Genomic DNA, 24,595 nt, shown 5'->3' with positions numbered 1-24,595 from the left:
TCCCGGCTAGGCTGCCCCTCGTGAAGGTCCTTGTCATCGGCGGCGGCGCCCGCGAACACGCCCTGTGCCGCTCTCTCTCCCTCGACCCCGAGGTCACCGCTCTGCACTGCGCGCCCGGCAACGCCGGCATCGCCGAGGTGGCCGAGCTGCACCCGGTGGACGCGCTGGACGGTACGGCCGTGGCCCGCCTCGCCACCGAGCTGGGGGCCGGGCTCGTCGTCGTCGGGCCCGAGGCGCCGCTGGTGGCCGGGGTCGCCGACGCCGTACGGGCCGCGGGCATCCCATGCTTCGGCCCGTCCCGGGAGGCGGCCGAGCTGGAGGGCTCCAAGGCTTTCGCCAAGGATGTGATGGCCGCCGCGAACGTTCCGACGGCCCGTAGTTACGTCTGCGCCACCCCCGAGCAGATCGACGAAGCGCTCGACGCCTTCGGCCCGCCCTACGTCGTCAAGGACGACGGACTGGCCGCCGGGAAGGGCGTCGTCGTGACCGCGGATCTCGCCGTGGCGCGCGAGCACGCGCTCGGCTGCGACCGCGTCGTCATCGAGGAGTTCCTCGACGGCCCCGAGGTCTCGCTCTTCGCCATCACCGACGGCGAGACGGTCCTTCCGCTCCAGCCCGCGCAGGACTTCAAGCGCGCTCTCGACAACGACGAGGGCCCCAACACGGGCGGCATGGGCGCGTACTCCCCGCTGCCGTGGGCCGACCCCGGGCTGGTGGACGAGGTCCTGGAGACCGTTCTCCAGCCGACGGTCAACGAACTGCACCGCCGCGGTACCCCCTTCTCCGGGCTGCTGTACGCGGGCCTCGCGATCACCGGACGCGGCGTGCGGGTCATCGAGTTCAACGCGCGCTTCGGTGACCCCGAGACACAGGTGGTCCTGGCCAGGCTCAAGACGCCGCTGGCCCGCGTCCTGCTGGCGGCGGCGGAGGGTGACCTCGCCATGCTGCCCCCGCTGACCTGGCGCGACGACGCGGCGGTCACGGTGGTCGTCGCCTCGCACAACTACCCGGACACGCCGCGTACCGGCGATCCGATCGAGGGTCTGGGGGAGATCGCGGAGCAGGACGCCCCCGACGCGTACGTCCTGCACGCCGGCACCCGGCGCGACGGTGACAGGGTCGTGAGCGCCGGCGGTCGCGTGCTGTCGGTGACGGCGACGGGCAAGAACCTGACGCAGGCGCGGGAGCGCGCGTACACGGCGCTGCGCCGTATCCGTCTGGACGGGTCCCAGCACCGTACGGACATCGCCCGTGAGGCCGCGGAGGCCGCGGAGGCCGTCAGGACCGCGGAAGCCACGGAGGCCGCGGGAGCCTGATCCGATCCGATCCGATCCGATCCGAGCTGATCCGATCCGATCCGAGCTGATCCGACTCGGCCTCGCCTCGCCTGGCCGGATCTCGGGCGGGCGGGCGCTCGCTGTCCTGGGGACGGCGGGCGCCCGTTCGTCTTTCCCGCTTCTCCGCTTCTCCGTTTCTCTGCTTCTCCCGCTCTTCCCTCGGCTGCGGCTCCCGTCAGCAGCTTTACCCAAAGCCATTCCATCGAGTGACCGTTGGTCCATCCGGATGACGGGTCTCCAGGGTCCAACTAGGGTGCGGCGCAGGCGTTCCGGCACTTGGCCCACCGGCATTGCGATGTCAGTGGCGGGTGCCACAGTGGGGGAGTGAGCAACGCAGGCCGCAGGGCAGAGGGGGTGAGTTCCGACCATGTCCGGTTCCGGTATCGGTATCGGTGAGGAGATGGGTGCTCAGGGCGCCCGGGTACGGGCTCTCGCCGTGCTGCGCATCCGCAGCCGGGCGCTGGCCGTGGCGCTGCTCCCCGCCGCGGTCGCCGTCGTACTGCTCGTCGGCGGGGCCACGGGACGCCTCAGCGGCGGAGGCTGGGACATCGCGCGCTGGGCCGTGACGGGCTTCGCGCTCGTCGTGCTGCTGCTCGCGGGCGCCGTCGCCGCCGTGGTCGACCGCGCCAGGCCCGCGCTCAGCCCGACCGTCCCGGTCACCGAGAAGGCCGCCCCCGATCTCTACCGGCTGGTACGGGACCTCGCGGAGCGGCTCGACGTGCCCGCGCCCTCGGCCATAGCGCTGACCCCGGACTGCGACAGCTGGCTGGAGGACCGTACGCATCCGGCCCACGCCGAGGCGCTCTCGGGTACGCATTCGGACGCATATACGCAGCCACACCCGCGCGCGCTGTCCGGCTTCGGCGGTGGCCGTCGGCGCGCCGCCCGGCGGATCCCGGCCGCCCCCGTCCTCGTGATCGGTTCGCCCTTCCTGTGGTGGATGCGGGTCGCGGAGCTGCGCGCCGTGCTCGCCCCCGTCGTGGCCGGTACGGGTCCCTCGGCGCATCCGGACATAGCCGCGGCCCGCCGGTTCGTCCGGGGGCTGGACGCGGCGGTGGCGGTCGCGACCCGGCCGGGCCTGGGGCCGATACAACGCGTGGCGCTGGGCTTTGTCGGCCGGGTCGCCAAGCTGCTGCTGCGCGGCTGCGGCGAGCATGCCGCGCTGATGGAGCGCGGCGTCGCGGCGGCGGCGTCCGAGCGCGCACAGGCGGTGGACTACGGTCTGCGCATCGTCGCCCAGGAGCAGGTGGGCCTCGCGTACGCGGGCTGGGACCGGCTGCTGACCAGGGTCGCGCTGCCCGCGTGGCGCATGGGCCGCTGGCCCTCCCGGCTGGACGCCGGCGTGGTGTCCGCGCTCACCGAGCTGTCCCGTCGTGACCGCCTCGCCGAGGGCTTCGCCTCCCGGCTCGGCGAGCGTCCCGCCTGCGATCTGCTCGAAGAACCGGGCGTGGTCGACGAGGCGGCCTCCCTGCTGGCCGCCCGCCTCTTCCACGGCGGACCGGCCGAGGCGGGCCCGGACTGGTCGCCGGTGGACTGGCAGCAGTATCCGGAGGAGGTGGTCGACCGTAAGTGGCGTACGGAAGCGGCGAGGCTGCACCGCGTCCTCGACACCATGGGCGTGCGGCGCTCCGCCGACCCCGCGGGCTCAGCCCTGAGCCCCGGCCCGACCCTGGAACGGGTCATCGACCACCTCTCCCGACATGACGCCGGAACGGACGGCCCCACCGGAACGGACGGCTCGACAAGGCCAGGCACTCCAACAGGGATGGGCACTCCTACAGGTACGGGCGTCCCCACAGGTACGGGCGTCCCCACAGGTACGGGCGTCCCCACAGGTACGGGCGGTCCCACCGGTACGGGCGGTCCCACCGGGACCAGCGGCTCCACCACGGCCGGCGGCAAGGCGAGCGGTACCGCCATGCCCGGCCACACCCCCGGCACCCCCGGAAGCTACGGGCCCCCCGGAGCCCCCGGAGCCCCCGGAGCCCCCGGAGCCCCCGGAGCCCCCGGAGCCCCCGGAGCCCCCGGAGCCCCCGGAGCCGCCAGGACCGGCGAGGTCAGTGAGGCCGGCGATGCCCTGGCCGCCGGCATCAGCGCGGAGCTGGCCCGCGAAGAGGCCGCGGCGGTTCCGGCCGCCCCGGCCGAGGCCGCGAGCGACGCCCTCGCGCTCTGGGGTACCGACCCGCTGCCCCTCTTCCCCCTCCAGCCGCCCCGCAGCGGCCGTGAGCTGCTCGCCGACCATGTCACGGCGATGGTCTGCTGCTCCGCCGTCGATACGGCGGGCGCCACGCCCGGCCTCGACTGGCTCGACGGCCCGGCCCTCCTGATCGACGGCGAGCGCCGCGCGGATCTGGGCGGGCGCGTCCTCAGCCTGGTCGAGGGCGGCGACGCCGAGCCGCTCCGTTCCTGGCTGACATCGCTCGGCGTACGGGCCGAGAAGCCCGTGCGCCTCGTGTGAGCCCCCTCCACACACCACCTTTTTGAGCGCGGCTCACGATCGCGGACCATCCCTTATCACACCGTGAATCACCATTGTCGCGTTCCGTTAAGGTTAATTCGCAACGAACGGTGACGGAGTGCGTGCGTAATGTGATGTGCTGGGGGTCGCCGCTTACACCCGACCGCTTCACCGGCCGGATAAACGGTCGTATCACCGGCGCGTCGGTGCTCGCGTCGGCGCATCTGTCAACGGTCGTGCCACCTGATGGCGCGGGGGCTCGGAGGAGGGGCGCACCATGGGGGCGGACCAGATCCGGCGGTGGGAATCGGGCGCGCTCGCCCACGCGGTCAGCGATCCCTTCGGCCAGGGCCCGCTGCCCTGGCTGCGCGGCAGCGAGAACTACTTCGACGACACCGGCCATGTCGTCCCCTGGTACGCCGATCCCCACCTGGGCAGCGACAGCCAGGGCAACCACGCCGGTTACGGCCACCACGGCGGCAGCGCCGGCAGCGGTGGCACCCGTACCGCCGACGACGTACGACGCCAGATCAAGGGCTTCGCGTCCACCGGCGCCGTCGCCCCCGGTGAGGCGATCGACTTCCATGTCACCGTCGACCCGCCCCAGCAGTTCTCGGTCGACATCTACCGGATCGGGCACTACGGCGGCGACGGCGCCCGCAAGATCATCACCAGCCCCCGGCTCTCCGGGATCGTCCAGCCGCCCCCGCTCGCCGCCGACCGGACCGTCTCCTGCCATCACTGGTGGCTCTCCTGGCGGCTCCAGATCCCCGAGTTCTGGGCGCTCGGCGCCTATGTCGCCGTCCTCACGACGGTCGACGGCTACCGCTCCCACATCCCCTTCACGGTCCGCGACAGCCACCCCGCCGATCTGCTTCTGCTCCTCCCCGACATCACCTGGCAGGCGTACAACCTCTATCCCGAGGACGGCCACACCGGCGCCAGCCTCTACCACGCCTGGGACGAAGAGGGCCGGCTCCTCGGCGAGCAGGACGCCGCCACGACCGTCTCCTTCGACCGCCCCTACGCGGGCGCGGGGCTGCCCCTCCATGTCGGCCACGCCTACGACTTCATCCGCTGGGCCGAGCGGTACGGCTACGACCTCGCCTACGCCGACACCCGCGATCTGCACGCGGGCCGCGTCGACCCCAGCCGCTACCGGGGCCTGGTCTTCCCCGGCCATGACGAGTACTGGTCCGTCCCCATGCGCCGGACCGTCGAGGCCGCGCGCGACGGCGGCACCTCACTCGTCTTCCTCTCCGCCAACACCATGTACTGGCAGGTGGAGTTGGGGCCGTCGGCCTCCGGCGTCCCCGACCGCCTGCTCACCTGCCGCAAGCGCCGAGGTCCGGGCCGTCCCACGCTCTGGCGAGAAGTGGACAAGCCGGAGCAGCAGCTGCTCGGAATCCAGTACGCGGGCCGCGTCCCCGAGCCGCGCCCCCTGGTCGTACGGAACGCCGACCACTGGCTCTGGGAAGCCACCGGCGCGACCGAGGGTGACGAGATCGAGGGGCTCGTCGCGGGTGAGGCGGACCGTTACTTCCCGCGCACCGCACTCCCCGACCACCAGGACCGCATCCTGCTCGCGCACTCCCCGTACCGCGATCTCGACAACAGCCGACGCCACCAGGAGACCTCGCTCTACCGCGCTCCGTCCGGCGCGCTCGTCTTCGCGTCGGGGACCTTCGCCTGGTCCCCGGCGCTGGACCGGCCGGGCCATGTGGACCCCCGTATCCAGCGCGCGACCGCCAACCTCCTGGACCGGATCTGCAAGCGGGACTGAGGGACCGATGGGACCGACGCGACTGACGGGACCGACAGGACGGACGGCACCGGCGGGGCGGAAGTGACCGGCGGGGCGGAAGTGACCGGCGGGACGGACGCGACCGGCGGGGCGGAAGTGACCGACGGGACGGACGGGACCGACGGGGCACTGGACGGCGCGCGGCACCCCTGCGAGCTGGGACTTCCGGCATACGGGAGAATCGAGGCGATCTCTCAGATCGGACAGAACCACGGGGAGGAACCGTGTCCGGATTCGTAGAAAAGCCCGAGCCCGTAGAGGTGCCGGGTCTGGTGCATATCCACACCGGCAAGGTGCGGGATCTGTACCGGAACGAGGCGGGCGACCTCGTGATGGTCGCCAGTGACCGAATGTCCGCGTACGACTGGGTGCTGCCCACCGAAATCCCCGACAAGGGCCGGGTGCTCACCCAGCTCTCGCTCTGGTGGTTCGAGAAGCTCATCGATCTCGTGCCCCACCATGTGATCTCCACCGACCTCCCCGCGGGCGCCCCCGCCGACTGGGCCGGCCGTACCCTCGTCTGCCGGTCGCTCCGGATGGTCCCGGTGGAGTGCGTCGCCCGCGGCTATCTGACCGGCTCGGGTCTCACGGAGTACAAGCAGTCCCGCACCGTCTGCGGGCTCACGCTCCCCGAGGGCCTCATGGACGGCTCCGAGCTGCCCGCCCCGATCTTCACGCCCGCCACCAAGGCGGCCGTCGGTGACCACGACGAGAACGTCCCGTACGAGGAAGTGGCCCGCCAGGTCGGCGCGGAGACCGCGGCCCTGCTGCGCCGGACGACCCTCGACGTCTACGGCCGGGCCCGGGACATCGCCCGTGACCGGGGGATCATCCTCGCCGACACCAAGTTCGAGTTCGGGTTCGACGGCGAGGGGCTGGTGATCGCCGATGAGGTGCTGACCCCCGACTCCTCGCGTTTCTGGCCGGCCGACACCTGGGAGCCGGGCCGCGCGCAGCCGTCGTACGACAAGCAGTACGTACGCGATTGGCTGACCTCCCCGGCCTCCGGCTGGGACCGCGCGAGCGAGCAGCCGCCGCCCCCGCTGCCGCAGGAGATCGTCGACGCGACCCGCGCGAAGTACCTGGAGGCGTACGAGCGCCTCACCGGCCTCAGCTGGCGGTAGGCCCGGCACGAGCGAGCAGCCGCCGGATACACACGCCGCCGAAGTACACCGCCGAAGGACGCCGCCGGAGCACGCGGCCGGAAAGGCCGCCGGAACACGAAGAAGCCCCCCGACCGATCCGGCCGGGGGGCTTCTGTACTGAGCGGACGACCAGGTTCGAACTGGCGACCTCAACCTTGGCAAGGTTGCGCTCTACCAACTGAGCTACGTCCGCGTGCGCCGTGGCGCGAAGCCCACTATACCCAACCTCGCTCGCGTGCGAGACGCACCGCCGTATGACGGTTCTCCGCCCCCAGTTTGGAGGCCGCCGACGACAGATAGTTCCGTACGGTCCCCTGCGACAGCGACGCCCGCTCCGCGACCTCCGCGATCGGCGCCCCGTCCGCCGCCAGCTCCAGGACCTCGGCCTCCCGCGCGGTCAGCGGCGAGTCCCCGGCCGAGATGGCGTCCGCCGCCAACTCGGGGTCGACGAAACGGTTACCGGCGTGGACGGTACGGATGATCTCGGCGAGCTGCCGCGCGCTCACCGTCTTCGGTACGAAGCCCCGTACGCCCGCGGCCAGCGCCCGCTTGAGATGGCCGGGCCGGCCGTGGCTGGTCACGATCATCGTCCGGCAGCCGGGCAGTTCGGTACGGAGCGATGTGGCGACTTTCACACCGTCCGCGCCCGGCATCTGGAGATCCAGGACGGCCACATCGGGCCGGTGGGCACGGGCCATCGCCAGGGCTTCCGGCCCGGAGGCCGCCTCGGCGACCACGACCAGATCGTCTTCGAGCGCGAGCAGCGCGGCGAGCGCGCCCCGGATCAGATGCTCGTCGTCGGCGAGCAGGACGCGAACAGGACTCATACCGCCACCTCCTCGCCGGCCTCGTCGGCCTCATCGGACACCGGGCGGACGTCCTCGGCGGCCGTCCCCGGCAGCGGCACCCGCGCCGTCAGGACGAAGCAGCCGTCCGCCGTACTTCCCGCGTCGAGGGTCCCGTCCAGCGCGGCCAGTCGCTCCCGCAGCCCCGCGAGCCCGGAGCCCTTCCCGACCAGTCCGGAGCCCTTCCCGACCAGTCCGGAACCCTTCCCGGCCAGCCCGGAGCCCTTCCCGGCCGGCCCCGAACCCTTCCCGGCCAGTCCGGAGTCCTTCCCCGCAAGCCCGGATCCGCGTCGCGCGAGCCCGGGGCCCTTCCCGGCCCGCGTACCGGCACCCGTACCGGCATCCGGCACCCCGTCGTTCTCCACGGTCAGCACCGCCTCCCGGCCGCCGGACCCACCGGCGAACCGGCCGGACCCGCCGTCCGGCCCCTCGTCGGCCCCCGGCCCCCCGGTCTGCGACAGCCGTACCGTGCACCGCCGGGCGTCCCCGTGCCGCAGCACATTCGTCGTCGCCTCCCGTACCACCCACCCCAGAGCCGACTGGACCTCGGCGGACAGTCCGCCGACATCGCCCCCCGTGATCCGGCAGTCGATGCCCGCCGCCTTCAACACGCCCCGGGCTCCTTCCAGTTCGGTGTGCAGATCCGCTTCCCGGTAGCCGCGTACGACCTCCCGTACCTCCCGCTGCGACTCCTGCGCTATCCGCTGCACCTCGGTCATCTGGGCCGCCGCCCCCGGCCGGTCGCGCTCCGCCAGCTGGACCGCCAGCTCGCTCTTCAGCGCGATCACCGCGAGGTTGCGGCCCATGACATCGTGCAGATCGCGCCCGAAACGCAGCCGCTCCTCCGCGATCGCGAGCCGCGTATGCAGCTCCCGCGCCTCGTCCAGCTCCCATACGACATCGACCAGCCAGGCCGAGAAAACACAGGAGAAGCCGAGAGCCGAACCCGTGGCGAAGACCGCGAACGCGTTCGCGGCGGCGCTGATCCACCCCAGCCCGAGCACCAGACTCATGGCCGCCGTACCGACCGTCATACCGAGCACGGCGTACACCCCGTGCGCCGTCGTGCGCAGTCCCAGAATGATCGCCGCCAGACCGAAGCCGGCGAACCCCACCAGCAGAGTCGCGTACCCCGTGTCCGAGGGGATCGAGCCGGTACTCCGCAGCGCGAGCACGAGGATGATGCCTCCGCTTGTCAGCGCGGAAACGCCCAGAATCAGCCGTACAGGCTGCTCACGCCGCCCCCGACGCCAGTCCATGGCCAGCGACAGCAGCACGCCCGACAGCGCGGCATGCACGATGACCAGCAGAAACAGCCAGCCTCCGAGCTGTACTCCGCCCCCGTCGACGAGCAGCGGAATGCCGATCACGCCGACCTCGATGCCCGTGAAGGCATGGAACGTCCAGCGGGTGTAGAGCTCGACCTTGGCCATGTTGCTCCTGGCCGGCCCGCCCCTGCCGTGCCACCAGCCCGTCAGTCTGGACATCGCGCCCTTCCTCGGTGTCCTGGTGCCTGTGTCCGTGTCTCAGCGACGAGGCTCCCAGCGGAACCATCGCTGTACAGCAAACACTGAGAGGATGGTCCAAACCAAGGCGCTCAGCGCCGCGCCCAGCAGGTCGTTCCCTTCCGCCCCGCCGAGCCAGCCGGCGCGGATCAGCGTCATGACCCCGGTCACCGGCAGCAGTTCGCACACGGAGGCCACCCGCTCGGGCAGTGCCTCCAGCGGTACGAACAGCCCCGAGCCGACCACCGAGACCATGAACAGCGGCATGATGGTGATCTGGGCGCTCTCGACGGTACGGGTGACAGCGGAGGTCGCCGCCGCCAGCGCGCTGAGCAGCACAAGACCGATCAGCAGCCCGCCGGCCAGCACCACCGGCTGCTGCGGCGCCCGTACGTCGAGGAACGCGACCCCGGCGGCGATCATCACGGCGGACTGTGCGAACGCCAGCCCGGCCGCCGGCAGCGCGGTGCCGATCAGGATCTCCCGGTCGGACGCCTCCATCGTGCGGAGCCGCTTGAGCACCAGTTCCTCGCGCCGCGCGGTGTACGCGGAGGTGAGGCTGCCGTAGACGGCCATCACCAGCACCATGCCGACGCCGCCGGTCATCGACGCCTCGATGACGCTGAACCCGGTGTCGCCGAGGTCGATCCTGCCGAGCGACTCCCTGATCGCCACGATCATCCCCAGCGGCACGAACAGGGCGGTGAACAGTGCCGTCCTGTTCCGTACGAGCAGCGCGAACTCGGCCCGGCCGAGTGCCTTGAGGCGGTCCCCGGTCGTGGTCGTCCGTACGCCGGTCTCCTCGCTCCGCGGGCTCTCCGTCTTCCCCGGGCTCGTCTTCCCCGCACTCATCGCGCTCATCGTGCGTCCACCGTTTCCACCGTCTCCACCGCTTCCACCGTTTCCGCGCCCCGCGCCGCGATGTCGAGAAACGCCTCTTCGAGGGAGGCGGACCGCGCGTCCAGCGCCTCCAGCTCCACGTTCGACTCCTCGGCCCACCGGAGGAGTTCGCTCAGATCCCGCTGGAGCCGCTGCGTACGGATCTCCACCGCCTGTCCGTCCGCCGCCGCCCGCAGGGACAGCGGGAGCCGCCCGGCGGGGACGTCCCCGGGCAGGACGAAGCGGATCCGGGCCGGCCGGGTGGCGGTCACCTCGGCCGGGGTGCCGGTGATGTCGATCCGGCCGCGGTGCATGATCGCCAGCCGGTCGGCGAGGGTCTCGGCCTCCTCCAGGTAGTGCGTGGTCAGCAGCACGGTGGTGCCGCCGTCCCGCAGCTCCCTGACCAATTCCCAGGTGTCGCGCCGGCCTTCGGCGTCCAGCCCGGTCGTCGGCTCGTCGAGGAAGAGCACCTCGGGCCGGCCGAGCAGCGCGAGCGCCAGGTCCAGGCGCCGCTTCTCCCCGCCGGAGAGCTGCTTGACCCGTACGCCGGAGCGCTCGGTGAGCCCCACCAGATCCAGCGCCTCCTGGGTCGCCCGCGCCCCGCTGGTGCAGCCGGCGCACATCCGTACGGTCTCGGCGACCGTCAGATCGGACGGGAAGCCGCCCTCCTGGAGCATCACGCCCATCCGGGGCCGGACGGATGCCCGCTCGGTGTACGGATCACGGCCGAACACCCGGACCGTGCCGCCGCTGGGTCTGGCGAGTCCCTCCAGCATTTCGACGGTGGAGGTCTTTCCCGCTCCGTTCGTCCCGAGCAGCGCGAACAGCTCGCCGCGCGCCACGGAGAAGGAGACACCGTCCACCGCCGTGAAGCCGCCGGAGTAGGCCCGCCTCAGCTCTTCCACCTCGATTACCGCGTCGTTCATCATGTCTTCGAGGTTTCCGCCCGACCGGTGCGGTCGGCAGTGCGCGGTGTCATCGCGGCGGATGACATTTGTCATCGGCCGCCGGAATCGGCCGCAGGAATCAGCCGCCGGATTCGACCGCCGGGATATACGAAGAAGGCCCCGGTCGAAGTGACCGGGGCCTTCATCTCTGAGCGGACGACCAGGTTCGAACTGGCGACCTCAACCTTGGCAAGGTTGCGCTCTACCAACTGAGCTACGTCCGCAGTGCGTCGGAAGACCGGCGCGAACACCACTCTACCTGATCCAACTGGAGTGCTGAACCATCGGACCGGAGGTCCGGAGAGCGATGCAGAGCGGGTGACAGGAATTGCACACTGCGCCTCCCCCTTGGAAAGGGGGCGTTCTACTACTGAACTACACCCGCACGCTGCTTGGGGTTTGGCCTTTCGGCCTTGCCCCTCGGCGTGGTCCAAACTCTAGCCGATCAATGGGGGTGCTGTGCAACTCCGTGCCCCGCGGGGCGTACTGCCCGCGGGGCCGGGCCGCGCCGGGCCCGCGGAGCCGGGTGCCACGGGCTCAACTCGCCTCGCGGAACGCCTCGTACACCCGCTTGGGGATCCGGCCCCTGGCCGGCACCTCCATCTTGTGGGACTGCGCCCACGCGCGGACCGCCGCCGGGTCGGGTGCGAGGGCGGTGTGCCGATAGGTGGTGCGAGACTTGCCGTGCTTGCTGGCGTTTGTCTGCTTTCGGCCTGCGGCCATGAACGGTGCCAGGGCCTTGCGCAGTTTCTTTGCATTGGCGGGATTGAGGTCGATCTCGTACGACTTCCCGTCCAGGCCGAACGTGACCGTTTCCGCCGCTTCTCCTCCGTCGATGTCGTCGGAGAGCGTGACCACTACGCGCTGCGCCACGGATATCGGTCCTTTCCTGCGGTACCGGCCACGCCCGTCACCTGCGAGAAACGCGGCTGACGTGCGGCGATACCGGCCTTCCGGCTGTTATGGGGCAGTGCTGCTTTCTTCTGCATTCCTTTGTACAGCGGCAGGCATCGCATTGTGAAGCCCAGCCAATTGCATCAGCGTGTCCCGAGGCAATGGTGGGGAGTGACTTTTTCCCTGGATTTTTCCCGGCGTCGCCGGGGCCGAAATCACGGCGTGATCTGTGAACCGGTATATCTACCCGCGTAGATTTTGCGGCCGGGTACGCTGAAGGAGCTCGGGGGGTCTGGGGGATTCCCCGGAGAAGACAGCAGCGAGAACCAGCCGCACCACACCACCGGGAGTGCCAGTGGCACGCGTCGTAGTCGACGTCATGCTCAAGCCGGAGATCCTCGACCCGCAGGGCCAGGCGGTGCAGCGCGCACTGCCCCGCCTGGGATTCGAGGGGATCGCCGACGTCCGCCAGGGAAAGCGCTTCGAGCTTGAGGTGGCAGGGCCGGTCGACGCCGCCGCCCTCGCCCGTATCCATGAAATGGCCGAGACGTTCCTCGCCAACACCGTCATCGAGGACTTCATCGTGAAGGTCGAGTCGGAGAAGGCGGAGAAGGCCGAGGAGTCGAAGTGACGTCTCGTATCGGAGTCGTCACCTTCCCCGGCACCCTGGACGACCGGGACAGTCTGCGCGCCGTCCGGATCGCCGGGGCAGAGCCCGTCTCCCTCTGGCACCGCGACAAGGACCTCAAGCAGGTCGACGCCGTCGTGCTGGCCGGCGGCTTCAGCTACGGCGACTATCTGCGGGCCGGCGCCATCTCCCGGTTCTCCCCGGTGATGGAGACGGTCATCGAGCAGGCGAAGGCCGGTCTGCCGGTCCTCGGTATCTGCAACGGCTTCCAGATCCTCACCGAGTCCCATCTGCTGCCCGGGGCGATGCTCAGGAACAACCACCTGCACTTCATCTGCCGCGACCAGAAGCTGCGGGTCGAGACCACGGACACCGCCTGGACCGCCGATTACGAGGTTGGCCAGGAGATCTCCGTACCCCTCAAGAACATCGACGGCCGGTACGTCGCCGACGAGCGCACGCTCGACGAGCTGGAGGCCGAGGGCAGGGTCGCCTTCCGCTATCTGGACGGCAACCCCAACGGTTCGCTGCGCGACATCGCCGGTATCACCAACGCGGCGGGCAATGTCGTCGGCCTGATGCCGCACCCCGAGCACGCCGTGGAGCCGCTGATCGGTACGGGCCGTACCGACGGCCTGGGATTCTTCACCTCGATCCTGAAGAAGCTGGTAAGCGCCTGATGACCATCAAGACCCTCGACACGGTCAAGCACGCGAGCGGTACGCCCGAGGCCGAGCAGCCCTGGAAGGAGCTCGGTCTCAAGGAGGACGAGTACGCCCGGATCCGCGAGATCCTGGAGCGCCGTCCCACCGGCGCCGAGCTGGCCATGTACTCCGTCATGTGGTCCGAGCACTGCTCGTACAAGAGCAGCAAGGTGCACCTCAAGCAGTTCGGCGAGAAGGCCCCGGCCAACGACGCCATGCTCGTCGGCATCGGCGAGAACGCGGGCGTCGTGGACGTCGGCCAGGGATACGCGGTCACGTTCAAGGTCGAGTCCCACAACCACCCGTCGTACATCGAGCCCTACCAGGGCGCGGCCACCGGCGTCGGCGGCATCGTGCGCGACATCCTCGCCATGGGCGCCCGCCCGGTCGCCGTCGTGGACCCGCTCCGCTTCGGCGCGGCCGACCACCCCGACACCAAGCGCGTCCTGCCGGGCGTCGTCGCGGGCATCGGCGGCTACGGCAACTGCCTGGGCCTGCCGAACATCGGCGGCGAGGTCGTCTTCGACGCCTGCTACCAGGGCAACCCGCTGGTCAACGCCGGCTGTATCGGCGTGATGAAGCACGAGGACATCCATCTCGCGAAGGCGTCGGGTCCCGGCAACAAGGTGATCCTGTACGGCGCCCGCACCGGCGGCGACGGCATCGGCGGGGTATCGGTGCTGGCGAGCGAGACCTTTGAGAGCACCGGCCCGGCCAAGCGGCCCGCCGTCCAGGTCGGCGACCCGTTCCAGGAGAAGCTCCTCATCGAGTGCACCCTGGAGATCTTCCGCGAGAAGCTCGTCGCCGGTATCCAGGATCTCGGCGGCGCCGGGCTCTCCTGTGCCACCAGCGAGCTGGCGTCCGCCGGTTCGGGCGGGATGCGGGTCGAGCTGGACACCGTACCGCTGCGTGACGCGACCCTCTCGCCCGAGGAGATCCTCATGAGCGAGTCGCAGGAGCGCATGTGCGCGGTGGTCGAGCCGGACAAGGTCGGCCGCTTCATGGAGATCTGCGAGAAGTGGGACGTCATCGCCACCGTCATCGGTGAGGTGACCGAGGGCGAGCGCCTGGAGATCTTCTGGCACGGCGAGCAGATCGTCGACGTACCGCCGCGCTCGGTGGCCCACGACGGCCCGGTCTACCACCGGCCGTACGCGCGCCCCGGCTGGCAGGACGCCCTCCAGGCGGACGACGCCAACAAGCTGGCACGCCCGGCGACCTCCGCCGAGCTGAGGGAGCAGGTCCTGCGGCTGATCGCGTCGCCGAACCAGGCGTCCAAGGCGTGGATCACCGATCAGTACGACCGGTTCGTGCAGGGCAACACCGTCCTCGCGCAGCCGGAGGACGCCGGAATGGTCCGGATCGACGAGGAGTCGAACCTCGGCGTGGCGATGGCGACCGACGGCAACGGCCGGTACGCGAAGCTCGACCCGTACACGGGCGCGCAGCTCGCGCTGGCCGAGGCGTACCGCAATGTCGCCGCCTCCGGCGCCAAGCCGCTCGCGATCTCCGACTGCCTGAACTTCGGCTCGCCCGAGGACCCGGCGGTCATGTGGCAGTTCGCCGAAGCCACGCGCGGTCTGGCGGACGGCTGCCTCCAGCTGGGCACCCCGGTCACCGGCGGCAATGTCTCGCTCTACAACCAGACCGGTGAGACGGCGATCCACCCGACGCCGGTCGTCGCGGTGCTCGGTGTGATCGACGACGTCAACCGCCGTACGCCGATCGCCTTCGAGGAAGAGGGCCAGCTCCTCTATCTGCTGGGCGAGACGCGCGAGGAGTTCGGCGGCTCGGCCTGGTCGCAGGTCGTCCACGACCACCTCGGCGGGCTGCCGCCGGCCGTGGACCTGGACCGGGAGAAGCTGCTCGGCGAGATCCTGATCTCGGCGTCCCGTGACGGCATGATCGACGCGGCGCACGATCTGAGCGACGGCGGTCTGATCCAGGCGGTCACCGAGTCCTGCCTGCGCGGCGGGAACGGCGCCCGGCTGGTCGTGCCGGACAGCCTGGACGCGTTCACGTTCCTGCTCAGCGAGTCCGCGGGGCGCGCGGTCGTCTCCGTACCGCGCAGCGAGGAGCTCCGCTTCACCGACATGTGCGGTGCGCGTGGGCTGCCCGTGACCCGGATCGGGGTCGTGGACGGCGACGCGATCGAGATCCAGGGCGAGTTCAGCGTCACGCTGGCCGAGCTGAAGGACGCCCACGAGGGCACGATCCCCGCGCTGCTGGCCTGAACGAGTAAGTCCGCACGCGACGAGCCCCCGCCCGGTCTCCACCGGGCGGGGGCTCCGTCGTGAGCGCGCCGCCCGCGCGATCGCTGCGCGCCCGTCGTACGCGGAGATCCGTACGGACCTTGTCCAGGGCCGCGCATATGCTCGCGCCATGCCACCGGCCAAGAAGCGTCTGCGCAGCTATGACTCCGCCAAGATCCGGACCGCCGTCCTGACCCAGTTCGGGACCGTACGCGAGGCAGTCGCCCGGCTCACCCCCGAGCAGCTCGCGCTGCCCGCAGGGCTCGGCGACTGGACCGTCCGCGAGCTGGCCGCGCATCTGAGCATGGCCGTCGAGTCCGTCAACCGCTGTCTCGAACAGCCCGAGTACCCCGGACCGCCGCCCGGTCCCGTGGTCGTCCTGCCCGAGTGGCCGTTCACGACCGCCGCTCACGGCACGGCCGTCTCCGAGGACGTTCACGCGCTCGCCGCGTCCGCCACCCCCGACGAGCTGTTCGAGCGGGCCGGGACGCGCGTCGCCGCGCTGCTGCCCGGCGCCCCCGACGACCGGCTGCTGGCGACCCGGATCGGCGCCATGCGCCTCGGGGACTATCTGGTCACCCGGACCGTCGAGCTGATCGTGCACACCGACGACCTGAACCGGGCGGCCGGGCTGAGCATTCCCTACGAGCGGCAGGCGCTCGCCGCCTGTACGCGGCTGCTCGCCGACGCCCTCGCGCTGAAGGCGCCCGGGGCCTCGACCGAGGTGCGGATCCCGCCGTACGCCGTGGTGCAGTGCGTGGCGGGTCCCCGGCACACCCGCGGTACGCCGCCGAACGTCGTGGAGACCGATCCGCTGACCTGGGTCAGGCTCGCCACCGGACGTACGACCTGGCGCGCGGCGCTCGACGCGGCGCAGGTCAGCGCCAGTGGCGAGCGCGCGGATCTGGCCGGGCTGCTCCCGCTCATGGGGTGAAGGACCGCCGCCAGCCGGGCGACACCGGAAGAACCGCGGAACCGGAGCCCCGCCGGCCCCGTCCCACGGGTATGCCGAAGCAGCGGATCATCCCCATCACCACTGTCACAGCCGTCACTACCGTCGCTCTGCTCACACTGACCGCCTGCGGTACGGAGTCCGGCAAGGGCTCGGGATCGGGCGCCGGCGCGGGCTCCGGCGGGGAGGTACGGACCGAGACCGCCCTCACCGATGTGCGCTGGCACGTCGACAGCGTGACCGTCGGCGGCAAGAAGACCGCCGCCCCCAACGGCGCCAGCGTGGAGATCGACTCCCAGGGCCGGGCCAGCGCGAAGACGGGCTGCAACTCCATCGGCGCGGACGTCACCGTCGAGGGCGACACCGTCACCGTGGGCAAGAAGCAGTCCACGCTGATCGGCTGTCCCAAGGAGCTGGAGACCTTCGAGAGGGCGCTCAGCGGCGCGTTCTCCGGCACGCTCAAGGCCACCGTCCAGGACAAACGGCTCACGCTCACCACCGCCGACGGCGACGCGATCGCCCTGACCTCCGAGCCTCCCGCGCCCCTCGTGGGCACGGAGTGGACCGTCGGCGCGCTGGGCCGGGGAGCCACCGCCACCTCCCTGCCCAAGGGGACGGACGGCAAGGCGCGTTTCACGTTCCGTGAGGACGGCGAGGAGCTGTCCCTGGAGGGCAGCCTCGGCTGCAACTCCTTCAGCGCGCCCGCCCGGCTCACCGAGCCCGAGCCCGGTGCCCCGGGCATCCTCACCATCGGCCGGGTCAGCTCCACCCGCAAGCTCTGCCCGGGGCCCGAAATGACCCTGGAACGCCAGGTACAGAAGGTGCTGGAGGGCAAGGTCGCCTATGAGTTGGGTCACCGCGGGCTGACCCTCACGTCCGCCGGCGGCCAGGGACTGAGCGCCACCGCGGCCGCTCCCGGGAAGTAGTCCGGGGGCGGCCGGGGGGCCCGTCCGTATCCCCAATTCGGACCAGTGGTCGATCTCGCCTACACTCGGTGGCGTGCCTCGTGGTGATGGACGACTCAACCACGACCTGCTCCCCGGAGAGAAAGGCCCCCAGGACGCTTGTGGCGTCTTCGGAGTCTGGGCCCCGGGCGAAGAGGTCGCCAAGCTCACCTATTTCGGACTGTATGCCCTGCAGCACCGTGGACAGGAGTCCGCGGGCATCGCAGTGAGCAACGGGTCCCAGATCCTGGTCTTCAAGGACATGGGCCTGGTCTCACAGGTCTTCGACGAAACCTCCCTCAGCTCACTCCTCGGGCATATCGCGGTGGGCCATGCCCGCTACTCCACCACCGGAGCCTCGGTGTGGGAGAACGCGCAGCCGACCTTCCGGGCCACGGGCCATGGCTCCATCGCGCTCGGCCACAACGGCAATCTGGTCAATACCGCCCAGCTCGCCGAGATGGTCGCCGATCTGCCCAAGGAGAACGGCCGGACGACCCGCGTCGCCGCCACCAACGACACCGACCTGGTCACGGCGCTGCTCGCCAGCCAGGTCGACGAGGACGGCAAGCCCCTCACGGTCGAGGACGCCGCCGCCAAGGTGCTGCCCGACGTCAAGGGCGCCTTCTCGTTCGTCTTCATGGACGAGCACACGCTCTACGCCGCCCGCGACCCCCAGGGCATCCGCCCGCTGGTCCTCGGCCGGCTCGAACGCGGCTGGGTCGTCGCCTCCGAGGGCGCTGCGCTCGACATCTGCGGCGCCTCGTACGTCCGGGAGATCGAGCCCGGCGAGCTGATCGCCATCGACGAGAACGGTCTCCGTTCGCAGCGATTCGCGGAAGCGAAGCCCAAGGGCTGTGTCTTCGAGTATGTCTATCTGGCTCGTCCCGATACGGACATCGCCGGGCGGAACGTCTATCTGTCCCGGGTCGAAATGGGGCGGAAACTCGCCAAGGAAGCTCCGGTCGAGGCGGATCTCGTCATAGCGACCCCGGAGTCCGGCACCCCGGCCGCGATCGGCTACGCGGAGGCCAGTGGCATCCCGTACGGTTCGGGCCTCGTCAAGAACGCCTATGTCGGCCGGACCTTCATCCAGCCGTCCCAGACCATCCGCCAGCTGGGCATCCGCCTCAAGCTGAACCCGCTGAAGGAAGTCATCCGGGGCAAGCGCCTGGTCGTCGTCGACGACTCGATCGTCCGCGGCAACACCCAGCGCGCCCTGGTCAAGATGCTCCGCGAGGCGGGCGCCGCCGAGGTCCACATCCGGATCTCGTCGCCGCCGGTGAAGTGGCCGTGCTTCTTCGGGATAGATTTCGCCACCCGCGCCGAGCTGATCGCCAATGGCATGACGGTCGAGGAGATCGGCGTCTCCATGGGGGCCGACTCCCTCGCGTACATCTCCCTCGACGGGATGATCGAGGCGACGACCATCGCCAAGCCGAATCTCTGCCGCGCCTGCTTCGACGGCGAGTACCCGATGGATCTTCCCGACCCCGAGCTGCTCGGCAAGCGGCTGCTGGAGAGCGAGCTGGCGGCGGGCCCGGCCAACACCGCCGCCACGGACGCGCTCCGGCGCCCGTAGCCGTCCGCTTCCCTCCCCGCCCGTGACCGTCCGTCCCTCCGACGACCGCAAGACGACAGGAAAGTATCCAGCCATGTCCGAAACGACTACTGGTGCCAGCTATGCCGCCGCGGGCGTCGACATCGAAGCCGGTGACCGCGCGGTCGAGCTGATGAAGGAGTGGGTCAAGAAGACCCGGCGCCCCGAGGTCCTCGGCGGCCTCGGCGGCTTCGCCGGCCTCTTCGACGCCTCCGCCCTCAAGCGCTACGAACGCCCGCTGCTCGCCTCCGCCACCGACGGCGTCGGTACGAAGGTCGACCTCGCCCGCAAGATGGGCGTGTACGACACGATCGGTCACGATCTGGTCGGCATGGTCGTCGACGACCTGGTGGTCTGCGGCGCCGAGCCCCTCTTCATGACCGACTACATCTGTGTCGGCAAGGTCCACCCCGAGCGGGTCGCCGCCATCGTCAAGGGCATCGCCGAGGGCTGTGTGCTGGCCGGCTGCGCCCTGGTCGGCGGCGAGACCGCCGAGCACCCCGGGCTGCTCGGCGAGGACGACTTCGATGTCGCCGGCGCGGGTACGGGCGTGGTCGAGGCGGACCGGCTGCTGGGCGCGGATCGTATCCGTACGGGTGACGCGGTGATCGCCATGGCGTCCTCCGGTCTTCACTCCAACGGGTACTCGCTGGTCCGGCACGTGGTCTTCGACCGGGCCGGCTGGTCGCTGGACCGCGAGGTCGCGGAGTTCGGCCGCACGCTGGGTGAGGAGCTGCTCGAACCCACCAAGATCTATTCGCTGGACTGCCTGGCGCTCGCCAGGACCACCGAGGTGCACGCCTTCAGCCACATCACCGGCGGCGGCCTGGCCGCCAATCTGGCCCGGGTGATCCCGGACGGACTGCACGCCACGGTGGACCGCTCGACCTGGACCCCCGGCGCGGTCTTCGATGTCGTCGGCACGGCGGGCCGGGTGGAGCGCCTGGAGCTGGAGAAGACGCTGAACATGGGCGTGGGCATGATGGCCGTCGTCCCGGCGGAGTCGGCCGACGCCGCACTCACCACGCTGGCCGACCGGGGGGTGGACGCCTGGATCGCCGGCGAGATCACGGAGCGGGCCGATCACACCACCGGCGCCACGCTGACCGGCGACTACGCGGGCTGATCGACTACGCGGGGTGAGTGCCGGGACACCCGTCCAGGGGAGCAGCGGACAGCACAGAACCCGGTCCCGGACTACCGCCCAGGACCGGGCAATGAGCTACTGCTCGGGGTATATCGACGTATAAGGACGTCAAGCGCCGCGGCGCCGCGTCGAGGGTCCGGACTCGTCGTCCTCGTCCTCGTCGTCGTTGTACCGATCCGCGTACTGTGCGTACGGGTCATCTTCCTCGTCGTCATCCTCGAACGGCTCCGCGTTCGGTGGTTGACTTGAAGGCGATGCGCCCAGCTCGTTGGCCAGACGCGACAGGTCAGTCCCGCCGCTGTTGTACTTCAGCTGGCGGGCGACCTTCGTCTGCTTGGCCTTGGCCCGGCCGCGCCCCATGGCTCGACCCCCTCGGTGACGGGGCTCGACGGCCCCAGAGTCTTGACACGCGTTCATGAATCAGAACGAGCTCTCCGCGGAGAGACCCGTCCGTAGGGCTTCAACGGTACCTGCTTCCGCGGCCATACGGTACGCCGCCCGCATGACGCGCCTCGGCGCGGGACCAACGAGACGCCCCGTCCTCGCTGGTCAGCTGCGATTTTAACCTCTTCCTGAGGGGCGACCCGCCGACCGGCGTGAGTCTGGTCTCCCGAACGGTCCCCCGCGCGGTCCCCGGGCGTCACGCCGGCCTCACGTGCGGTCAGCTATGGCGGGCTTCCGCCATCCTGTGCTCGGCGATCCTGTCCGCCGCCGCGGCCGGCGGAATCCCGTCTTCCTTCGCACGTGCGAATATTGCCAGCGTGGTGTCGAAGATCTTCGCGGCCTTCGCGCGGCACCGCTCGAAGTCGAACCCGTTCAGTTCGTCGGCGACCTGGATCACTCCGCCGGCGTTCACCACGTAGTCGGGCGCGTAGAGGATCCCGCGGTCCGAGAGGTCCTTCTCGACGCCGGGGTGGGCGAGCTGGTTGTTGGCCGCTCCGCACACCACGGCCGCGGTGAGGACGGGTACGGACTCGTCGTTGAGCGCGCCGCCGAGCGCGCACGGGGCGTAGATGTCCAGGCCCGGGGTGCGGATCAGCGCGTCGTTGTCGGCGACGACCGCGACCTGCGGATGGCGGTCGGTGATACGCGTGACCGACTCTTCCCGTACGTCCGTGATGACGACCTGTGCGCCGTCCTGGAGCAGATGCTCCACCAGGTGCTGCCCGACCTTGCCGACGCCCGCGACCCCGACCGTACGGCCGCTCAGTGACGGGTCGCCCCACTGGTGCCGCGCGCTCGCCCGCATGCCCTGGAAGACCCCGAAGGCCGTCAGGACCGACGAGTCGCCCGCGCCCCCGTTCTCCGGGGAGCGGCCCGTGGTCCACCGGCACTCGCGCGCCACGACGTCCATGTCCGCGACATAGGTGCCGACGTCGCAGGCGGTGACGTACCGGCCGCCGAGCGAGGCCACGAACCGGCCGTAGGCGAGCAGCAGCTCGGTCCGCCGGCTGCCCTCGGTCTGCGCGGAGTCACCGATGATCACGGCCTTGCCGCCGCCGTGGTCGAGCCCGGCCAGGGCGTTCTTGTACGACATGCCCCGGGAGAGGTTCAGCGCGTCGGCGACGGCCTCTTCCTCGGAGGCATAGGGGTAGAAACGGGTGCCGCCCAGGGCGGGGCCCAGGGCGGTCGAATGAAGGGCGATCACGGCCTTGAGGCCGCTGGCACGGTCCTGGCACAGCACGACTTGCTCGTGGCCTCCCTGCTCCGAACGGAACAGGGTGTGCAGTACATCGACAGGAGCGCCGGTCACATCGGTCACTGTGGTGACTCCCAAGTACGAAGCGGCGGTGGGAAGGCCCCTCCCATGGGTTGGGGGAGGGCCCTCATGGTGCTGGTTGTGCGGGTAGGTCGGTCGAGCAAGCAAGAGAGTAAGTCCTGCGGGGGCGCAGATCAGCCGCACTGCCAAGGATCACCCCCTTGTGGGGTACAGGCATGGGACGATGCGCCGCATGCCGGCGGTGTCTTCAGTTCTCGTCCCATACGCGTCCTACCTGCGGGTCTACGAGCCGCTGGCGGCCTTCGCGGAGCCCGAGCGCGGCCATTGGCGCCGCTACGCCGCACGGGACGGCACGCCGACCGCGCAGGACGAACTGCGGCGCTCCCTGGCCGACTTGCTGCCCACCCCGCCGGTGCCGGTACCCGTGCACGAGAGCGCGGACGCCTTCATCGCCGAGGTGGACGGTGTGGTGTGCGTCTGTCCGTGGCGGACCCGGCTGCGCGGCTGGCTGGCGCTGGAGGAGCTGGGGGAGGTGCTGCCCGTACCGCTGCTGGACGCGGTGCTGCCGCCGGTGGTGCGCGGGCAGGCGGCGAAGGACTACGAGCGCTGGCGGGACCGCAACCCGGACGCGCGGCCGTGGATCCGGACGGCGGTCTGGCAGGTGCCGGTGCGCTGGTTCACGCTCTTCGCCGACGACGAGCGCACTTTTGAGCCAGGTGCGGCCGGGGGCGCCGGGGCCGGTGAGGACGGCGGGGACGGCGGGGCCAAAGCGCGGGTGCTGCGCTACCGGACCCCGATGGTGCAGGCCCGGCGCCGGCTGGCCCGCTCGCTGAAGACCCTGCGGGACACCGTGGACGACGGTCCGCTGATCGAGGGCCTGGTGGACGTGGGGCGCTGGCTGGAGGAGTTCCACCCGCGCTCACTGGTCGAACTGGACTACGGAGGTCTGGTGCACGTACTGTCCTGCGCTCAGCTTGCCGAGGACCACTCGGCGGCCGACGTGGCGGAGGCCATCGCGGCGCTGCGCGAGGGGGACGACGAGGGTGCCGGGGAGGCCTACGGGCGGCTCACGGAGCGGTGGCGGGCGGTCCGGGACCGCCAGTTCGCGAACTGAGTTCATACTCTGTCTCACTCCCCGACTCCCACGGGGCGGAGAGTTGCGGGCGGCGGCGCACGAAACGGGCACCGAAACGGGCGGTGCGCGGTCCTTTACGGACCGTGAACCGGCCCTGGGGCGGAGGTCCCGATCCGGGCCTTTGTCTCAAGCGTGACGGACCGCACTAACGGGGCTCTTGCGCCCATCACCCACCCTCGTGTCAAAATAGGACAAGGAGTCCGGGGAGGGTTCCTTCCGTCCAAGTGTGGGCGGAACGCTCAGCATTGCACTCTATGCGGGGGATCTGTTGACTCCTGATCGCTCTGTGACTGATCGTATCTGTGACGTGACTGTCCGCTATGGCATGGTCCATCGGCTTCCGCCACTGATGAGCACCTCAGAGGGCAATTCCATCGGTTTGGCCGACGTGGCTGGACGGATGGTGTAGTTGTAGTGCCGAGGACAAGCCGTTCGTCCTATAACCGACTCGGCCCGCGTCCGCCATTTCGGGCAACGCGGGTCAAGGTGCAGAATTTAGAGGAAAGAACCGAGATGGTTCGGTTCTCCCGAGGAGGCCGCTCATGACCGCTCGCACCCCTGATGCCGAGCCGCTGCTGACCCCGGCTGAGGTTGCCACGATGTTCCGTGTGGACCCGAAGACGGTCACGCGCTGGGCAAAGGCCGGCAAGCTCACGTCCATCCGCACGCTCGGTGGGCATCGCCGGTATCGCGAGGCAGAGGTCCGCGCACTGCTTGCGGGTATTCCGCAGCAGCGCAGCGAGGCCTGAACAACCCAGTAAGGCTCATTAGGGCGTAACTACAAGCAGGGCACAGCCGGGTCCCCCAAACTCGGTCGTCCCGACCCATAGCTCCACACGACGGGCGCCTGCCCCAACAGGTCCCATGCCCTCGCAACACGGGTAAGTCGTCGATCGCGCTGGACTCCGCCGGGTCCAGCGCGATCTTTTTTGTGTGCCGGGGAGACGGGTGTCCCGGCCCTGCTGGGGCGCTGTGTGAGCGCTTTCGGAGGTGCTTCCGGAGAGGGTCGGAAGAGGGTGCAATTGCACATATTAAATTGGTGGATTGTATGTGGGGTGTAAGCGCCTTCATTCCAGAAACTCATTCGGTGACTAGCATCACACCGCGAAGGTCTTGCCAACGGCGGGCGCGCTACGGGAAGGATGACGGCCGCGCGGCGGTCATGTGGCGGAGGTGGCCTGACCCTCGGCTAACTCCTCGTCCAGGAAGCACTCTTCGAGGAAGAGGTCGTCGCCGGCCGAGGGCTCCATGGCGAGCCGCTGGAGCCGATGACAGATCGGGCAGTACCCGGTGCGATGCGGGTGGCCGGACGCGGCCGCCAGATGGGCGCGCAGCAGCGCGCGGGTCTCATGCTTCGTCGACGATGCCGTCATGCACACCACCCCCGGGGCGGGCCCGTGGATGCGATGAGCGTGGGGCCCTTCTGCTTAGGTACCCCCGGCCGTTGGCGGCGTCAAGGAGATGCGGGCGCGGCCCGGCGGATTTGGGTACGGCATTACTGCCGCGTGACCACCGCGTCGACGGCGCTTGCCGTACGCAAGGGGGTCACCCGTGACACGGCACAACACGAGAGCCCGCATCCGAGGGGATGCGGGCTCTCGCTCTACTGCGGTCCTGACGGGATTTGAACCCGCGGCCTCCACCTTGACAGGGTGGCGAGCACTCCAAACTGCTCCACAGGACCAGGTTTCGCGGCCCC

The 24,595-nt window shown here is 70.4% G+C and carries 21 protein-coding genes and 4 tRNA genes; 13 read left to right on the top strand and 12 right to left on the bottom strand.

Annotated features, from left to right (window positions below; all coding sequences use genetic code 11):
- Window positions 1-20 precede the first annotated feature (20 nt).
- The 4 genes from purD (at window position 21) to ACFRKB_RS16275 (ending at window position 6,723) form a co-directional block, all read left to right on the top strand.
- Entirely contained in the window at window positions 21-1,316 is a 1,296-nt protein-coding gene (gene purD / locus ACFRKB_RS16290; RefSeq protein WP_383106455.1) for a phosphoribosylamine--glycine ligase, read from the top strand.
- A gap of 388 nt (window positions 1,317-1,704) precedes the next feature.
- Window positions 1,705-3,795, top strand: a complete 2,091-nt coding sequence (locus tag ACFRKB_RS16285; protein WP_383106453.1) for a hypothetical protein — start codon at window positions 1,705-1,707, stop codon at window positions 3,793-3,795.
- 277 nt (window positions 3,796-4,072) lie between these two features.
- Window positions 4,073-5,578, top strand: coding sequence for a N,N-dimethylformamidase beta subunit family domain-containing protein (locus ACFRKB_RS16280; RefSeq protein ID WP_383106452.1), 1,506 nt, complete (start codon window positions 4,073-4,075; stop codon window positions 5,576-5,578).
- Window positions 5,579-5,823: 245 nt separating this feature from the next.
- Entirely contained in the window at window positions 5,824-6,723 is a 900-nt protein-coding gene (locus ACFRKB_RS16275) for a phosphoribosylaminoimidazolesuccinocarboxamide synthase (protein ID WP_383106450.1), read from the top strand.
- Between the two features lie 141 nt (window positions 6,724-6,864).
- Here the strand turns inward: ACFRKB_RS16275 and ACFRKB_RS16270 are convergent.
- From ACFRKB_RS16270 to ACFRKB_RS16235, 8 genes are all read right to left on the bottom strand, one after another.
- Window positions 6,865-6,937, bottom strand: a tRNA-Gly gene (locus ACFRKB_RS16270).
- A gap of 22 nt (window positions 6,938-6,959) precedes the next feature.
- Window positions 6,960-7,571, bottom strand: a complete 612-nt coding sequence (locus ACFRKB_RS16265) for a response regulator transcription factor (RefSeq protein WP_326611550.1) — start codon at window positions 7,569-7,571, stop codon at window positions 6,960-6,962.
- Complete coding sequence (locus ACFRKB_RS16260; protein ID WP_383106449.1) at window positions 7,568-9,076, bottom strand: sensor histidine kinase; 1,509 nt, start codon at window positions 9,074-9,076, stop codon at window positions 7,568-7,570. Before ACFRKB_RS16260 ends, ACFRKB_RS16265 begins: the two co-directional genes overlap by 4 nt.
- Before the next feature lie 39 nt (window positions 9,077-9,115).
- A complete protein-coding gene (locus ACFRKB_RS16255) occupies window positions 9,116-9,946 on the bottom strand; it encodes an ABC transporter permease (RefSeq protein ID WP_383106447.1) in 831 nt (276 codons plus the stop codon).
- Window positions 9,947-9,951: 5 nt separating this feature from the next.
- On the bottom strand, window positions 9,952-10,902 hold the full coding sequence (locus tag ACFRKB_RS16250) for an ABC transporter ATP-binding protein (RefSeq protein WP_383106446.1): 951 nt from the start codon (window positions 10,900-10,902) through the stop codon (window positions 9,952-9,954).
- Window positions 10,903-11,071: 169 nt separating this feature from the next.
- Window positions 11,072-11,144 (bottom strand) — tRNA-Gly (locus tag ACFRKB_RS16245).
- Window positions 11,145-11,233: 89 nt separating this feature from the next.
- Window positions 11,234-11,305: transfer RNA gene (locus ACFRKB_RS16240), tRNA-Gly, on the bottom strand.
- Window positions 11,306-11,457: 152 nt separating this feature from the next.
- Complete coding sequence (locus ACFRKB_RS16235; protein ID WP_030350028.1) at window positions 11,458-11,793, bottom strand: histone-like nucleoid-structuring protein Lsr2; 336 nt, start codon at window positions 11,791-11,793, stop codon at window positions 11,458-11,460.
- 376 nt (window positions 11,794-12,169) lie between these two features.
- On the opposite strand from ACFRKB_RS16235, the gene purS reads away from it, so the two are divergent.
- The 7 genes from purS (at window position 12,170) to purM (ending at window position 20,020) form a co-directional block, all read left to right on the top strand.
- On the top strand, window positions 12,170-12,445 hold the full coding sequence (purS, locus tag ACFRKB_RS16230; protein ID WP_383106444.1) for a phosphoribosylformylglycinamidine synthase subunit PurS: 276 nt from the start codon (window positions 12,170-12,172) through the stop codon (window positions 12,443-12,445).
- Complete coding sequence (purQ, locus tag ACFRKB_RS16225; protein WP_383106443.1) at window positions 12,442-13,122, top strand: phosphoribosylformylglycinamidine synthase subunit PurQ; 681 nt, start codon at window positions 12,442-12,444, stop codon at window positions 13,120-13,122. The genes purS and purQ overlap by 4 nt, the downstream gene beginning before the upstream one ends.
- Entirely contained in the window at window positions 13,122-15,380 is a 2,259-nt protein-coding gene (purL, locus tag ACFRKB_RS16220) for a phosphoribosylformylglycinamidine synthase subunit PurL (RefSeq protein ID WP_383106442.1), read from the top strand. The genes purQ and purL overlap by 1 nt, the downstream gene beginning before the upstream one ends.
- Before the next feature lie 148 nt (window positions 15,381-15,528).
- Window positions 15,529-16,332, top strand: coding sequence for a maleylpyruvate isomerase family mycothiol-dependent enzyme (locus tag ACFRKB_RS16215; RefSeq protein WP_383106441.1), 804 nt, complete (start codon window positions 15,529-15,531; stop codon window positions 16,330-16,332).
- 71 nt (window positions 16,333-16,403) lie between these two features.
- Entirely contained in the window at window positions 16,404-17,276 is an 873-nt protein-coding gene (locus tag ACFRKB_RS16210) for an META domain-containing protein (protein ID WP_383106439.1), read from the top strand.
- 73 nt (window positions 17,277-17,349) lie between these two features.
- The gene (gene purF, locus ACFRKB_RS16205) at window positions 17,350-18,876 is read left to right on the top strand and encodes an amidophosphoribosyltransferase (protein WP_365974345.1); all 1,527 of its coding nucleotides are present in this window, start codon (window positions 17,350-17,352) and stop codon (window positions 18,874-18,876) included.
- 73 nt (window positions 18,877-18,949) lie between these two features.
- The gene (purM, locus tag ACFRKB_RS16200) at window positions 18,950-20,020 is read left to right on the top strand and encodes a phosphoribosylformylglycinamidine cyclo-ligase (RefSeq protein WP_383106437.1); all 1,071 of its coding nucleotides are present in this window, start codon (window positions 18,950-18,952) and stop codon (window positions 20,018-20,020) included.
- 129 nt (window positions 20,021-20,149) lie between these two features.
- Here the strand turns inward: purM and ACFRKB_RS16195 are convergent, their stop codons facing one another.
- Window positions 20,150-20,401: a DUF3073 domain-containing protein gene (locus tag ACFRKB_RS16195; protein WP_030350036.1), complete on the bottom strand. Its 252-nt coding sequence runs from the start codon at window positions 20,399-20,401 to the stop codon at window positions 20,150-20,152.
- Window positions 20,402-20,702: 301 nt separating this feature from the next.
- A complete protein-coding gene (locus ACFRKB_RS16190) occupies window positions 20,703-21,803 on the bottom strand; it encodes a Leu/Phe/Val dehydrogenase (protein WP_383106436.1) in 1,101 nt (366 codons plus the stop codon).
- 190 nt (window positions 21,804-21,993) lie between these two features.
- On the opposite strand from ACFRKB_RS16190, the gene ACFRKB_RS16185 reads away from it, so the two are divergent.
- Both ACFRKB_RS16185 and bldC read left to right on the top strand, forming a co-directional pair.
- Window positions 21,994-22,875 carry a hypothetical protein gene (locus tag ACFRKB_RS16185; protein WP_383106434.1) on the top strand — a complete coding sequence of 294 codons (882 nt, stop codon included), beginning with the start codon at window positions 21,994-21,996 and terminating at the stop codon, window positions 22,873-22,875.
- A gap of 563 nt (window positions 22,876-23,438) precedes the next feature.
- A complete protein-coding gene (gene bldC, locus ACFRKB_RS16180) occupies window positions 23,439-23,645 on the top strand; it encodes a developmental transcriptional regulator BldC (protein WP_003949541.1) in 207 nt (68 codons plus the stop codon).
- A 411-nt stretch (window positions 23,646-24,056) separates the two neighbouring features.
- Here the strand turns inward: bldC and ACFRKB_RS16175 are convergent, their stop codons facing one another.
- On the bottom strand, window positions 24,057-24,269 hold the full coding sequence (locus ACFRKB_RS16175) for a DUF6274 family protein (RefSeq protein ID WP_383106433.1): 213 nt from the start codon (window positions 24,267-24,269) through the stop codon (window positions 24,057-24,059).
- A gap of 236 nt (window positions 24,270-24,505) precedes the next feature.
- Window positions 24,506-24,580, bottom strand: a tRNA-Asp gene (locus ACFRKB_RS16170).
- Window positions 24,581-24,595 lie beyond the last annotated feature (15 nt).

It is taken from the genome of Streptomyces scopuliridis, from assembly GCF_042790125.1.
GTDB lineage: Bacteria > Actinomycetota > Actinomycetes > Streptomycetales > Streptomycetaceae > Streptomyces > Streptomyces scopuliridis_A.
The sequence above is the reverse complement of the archived record's forward strand: the minus strand, read 5'-3'. Positions and strand labels throughout refer to the sequence as shown.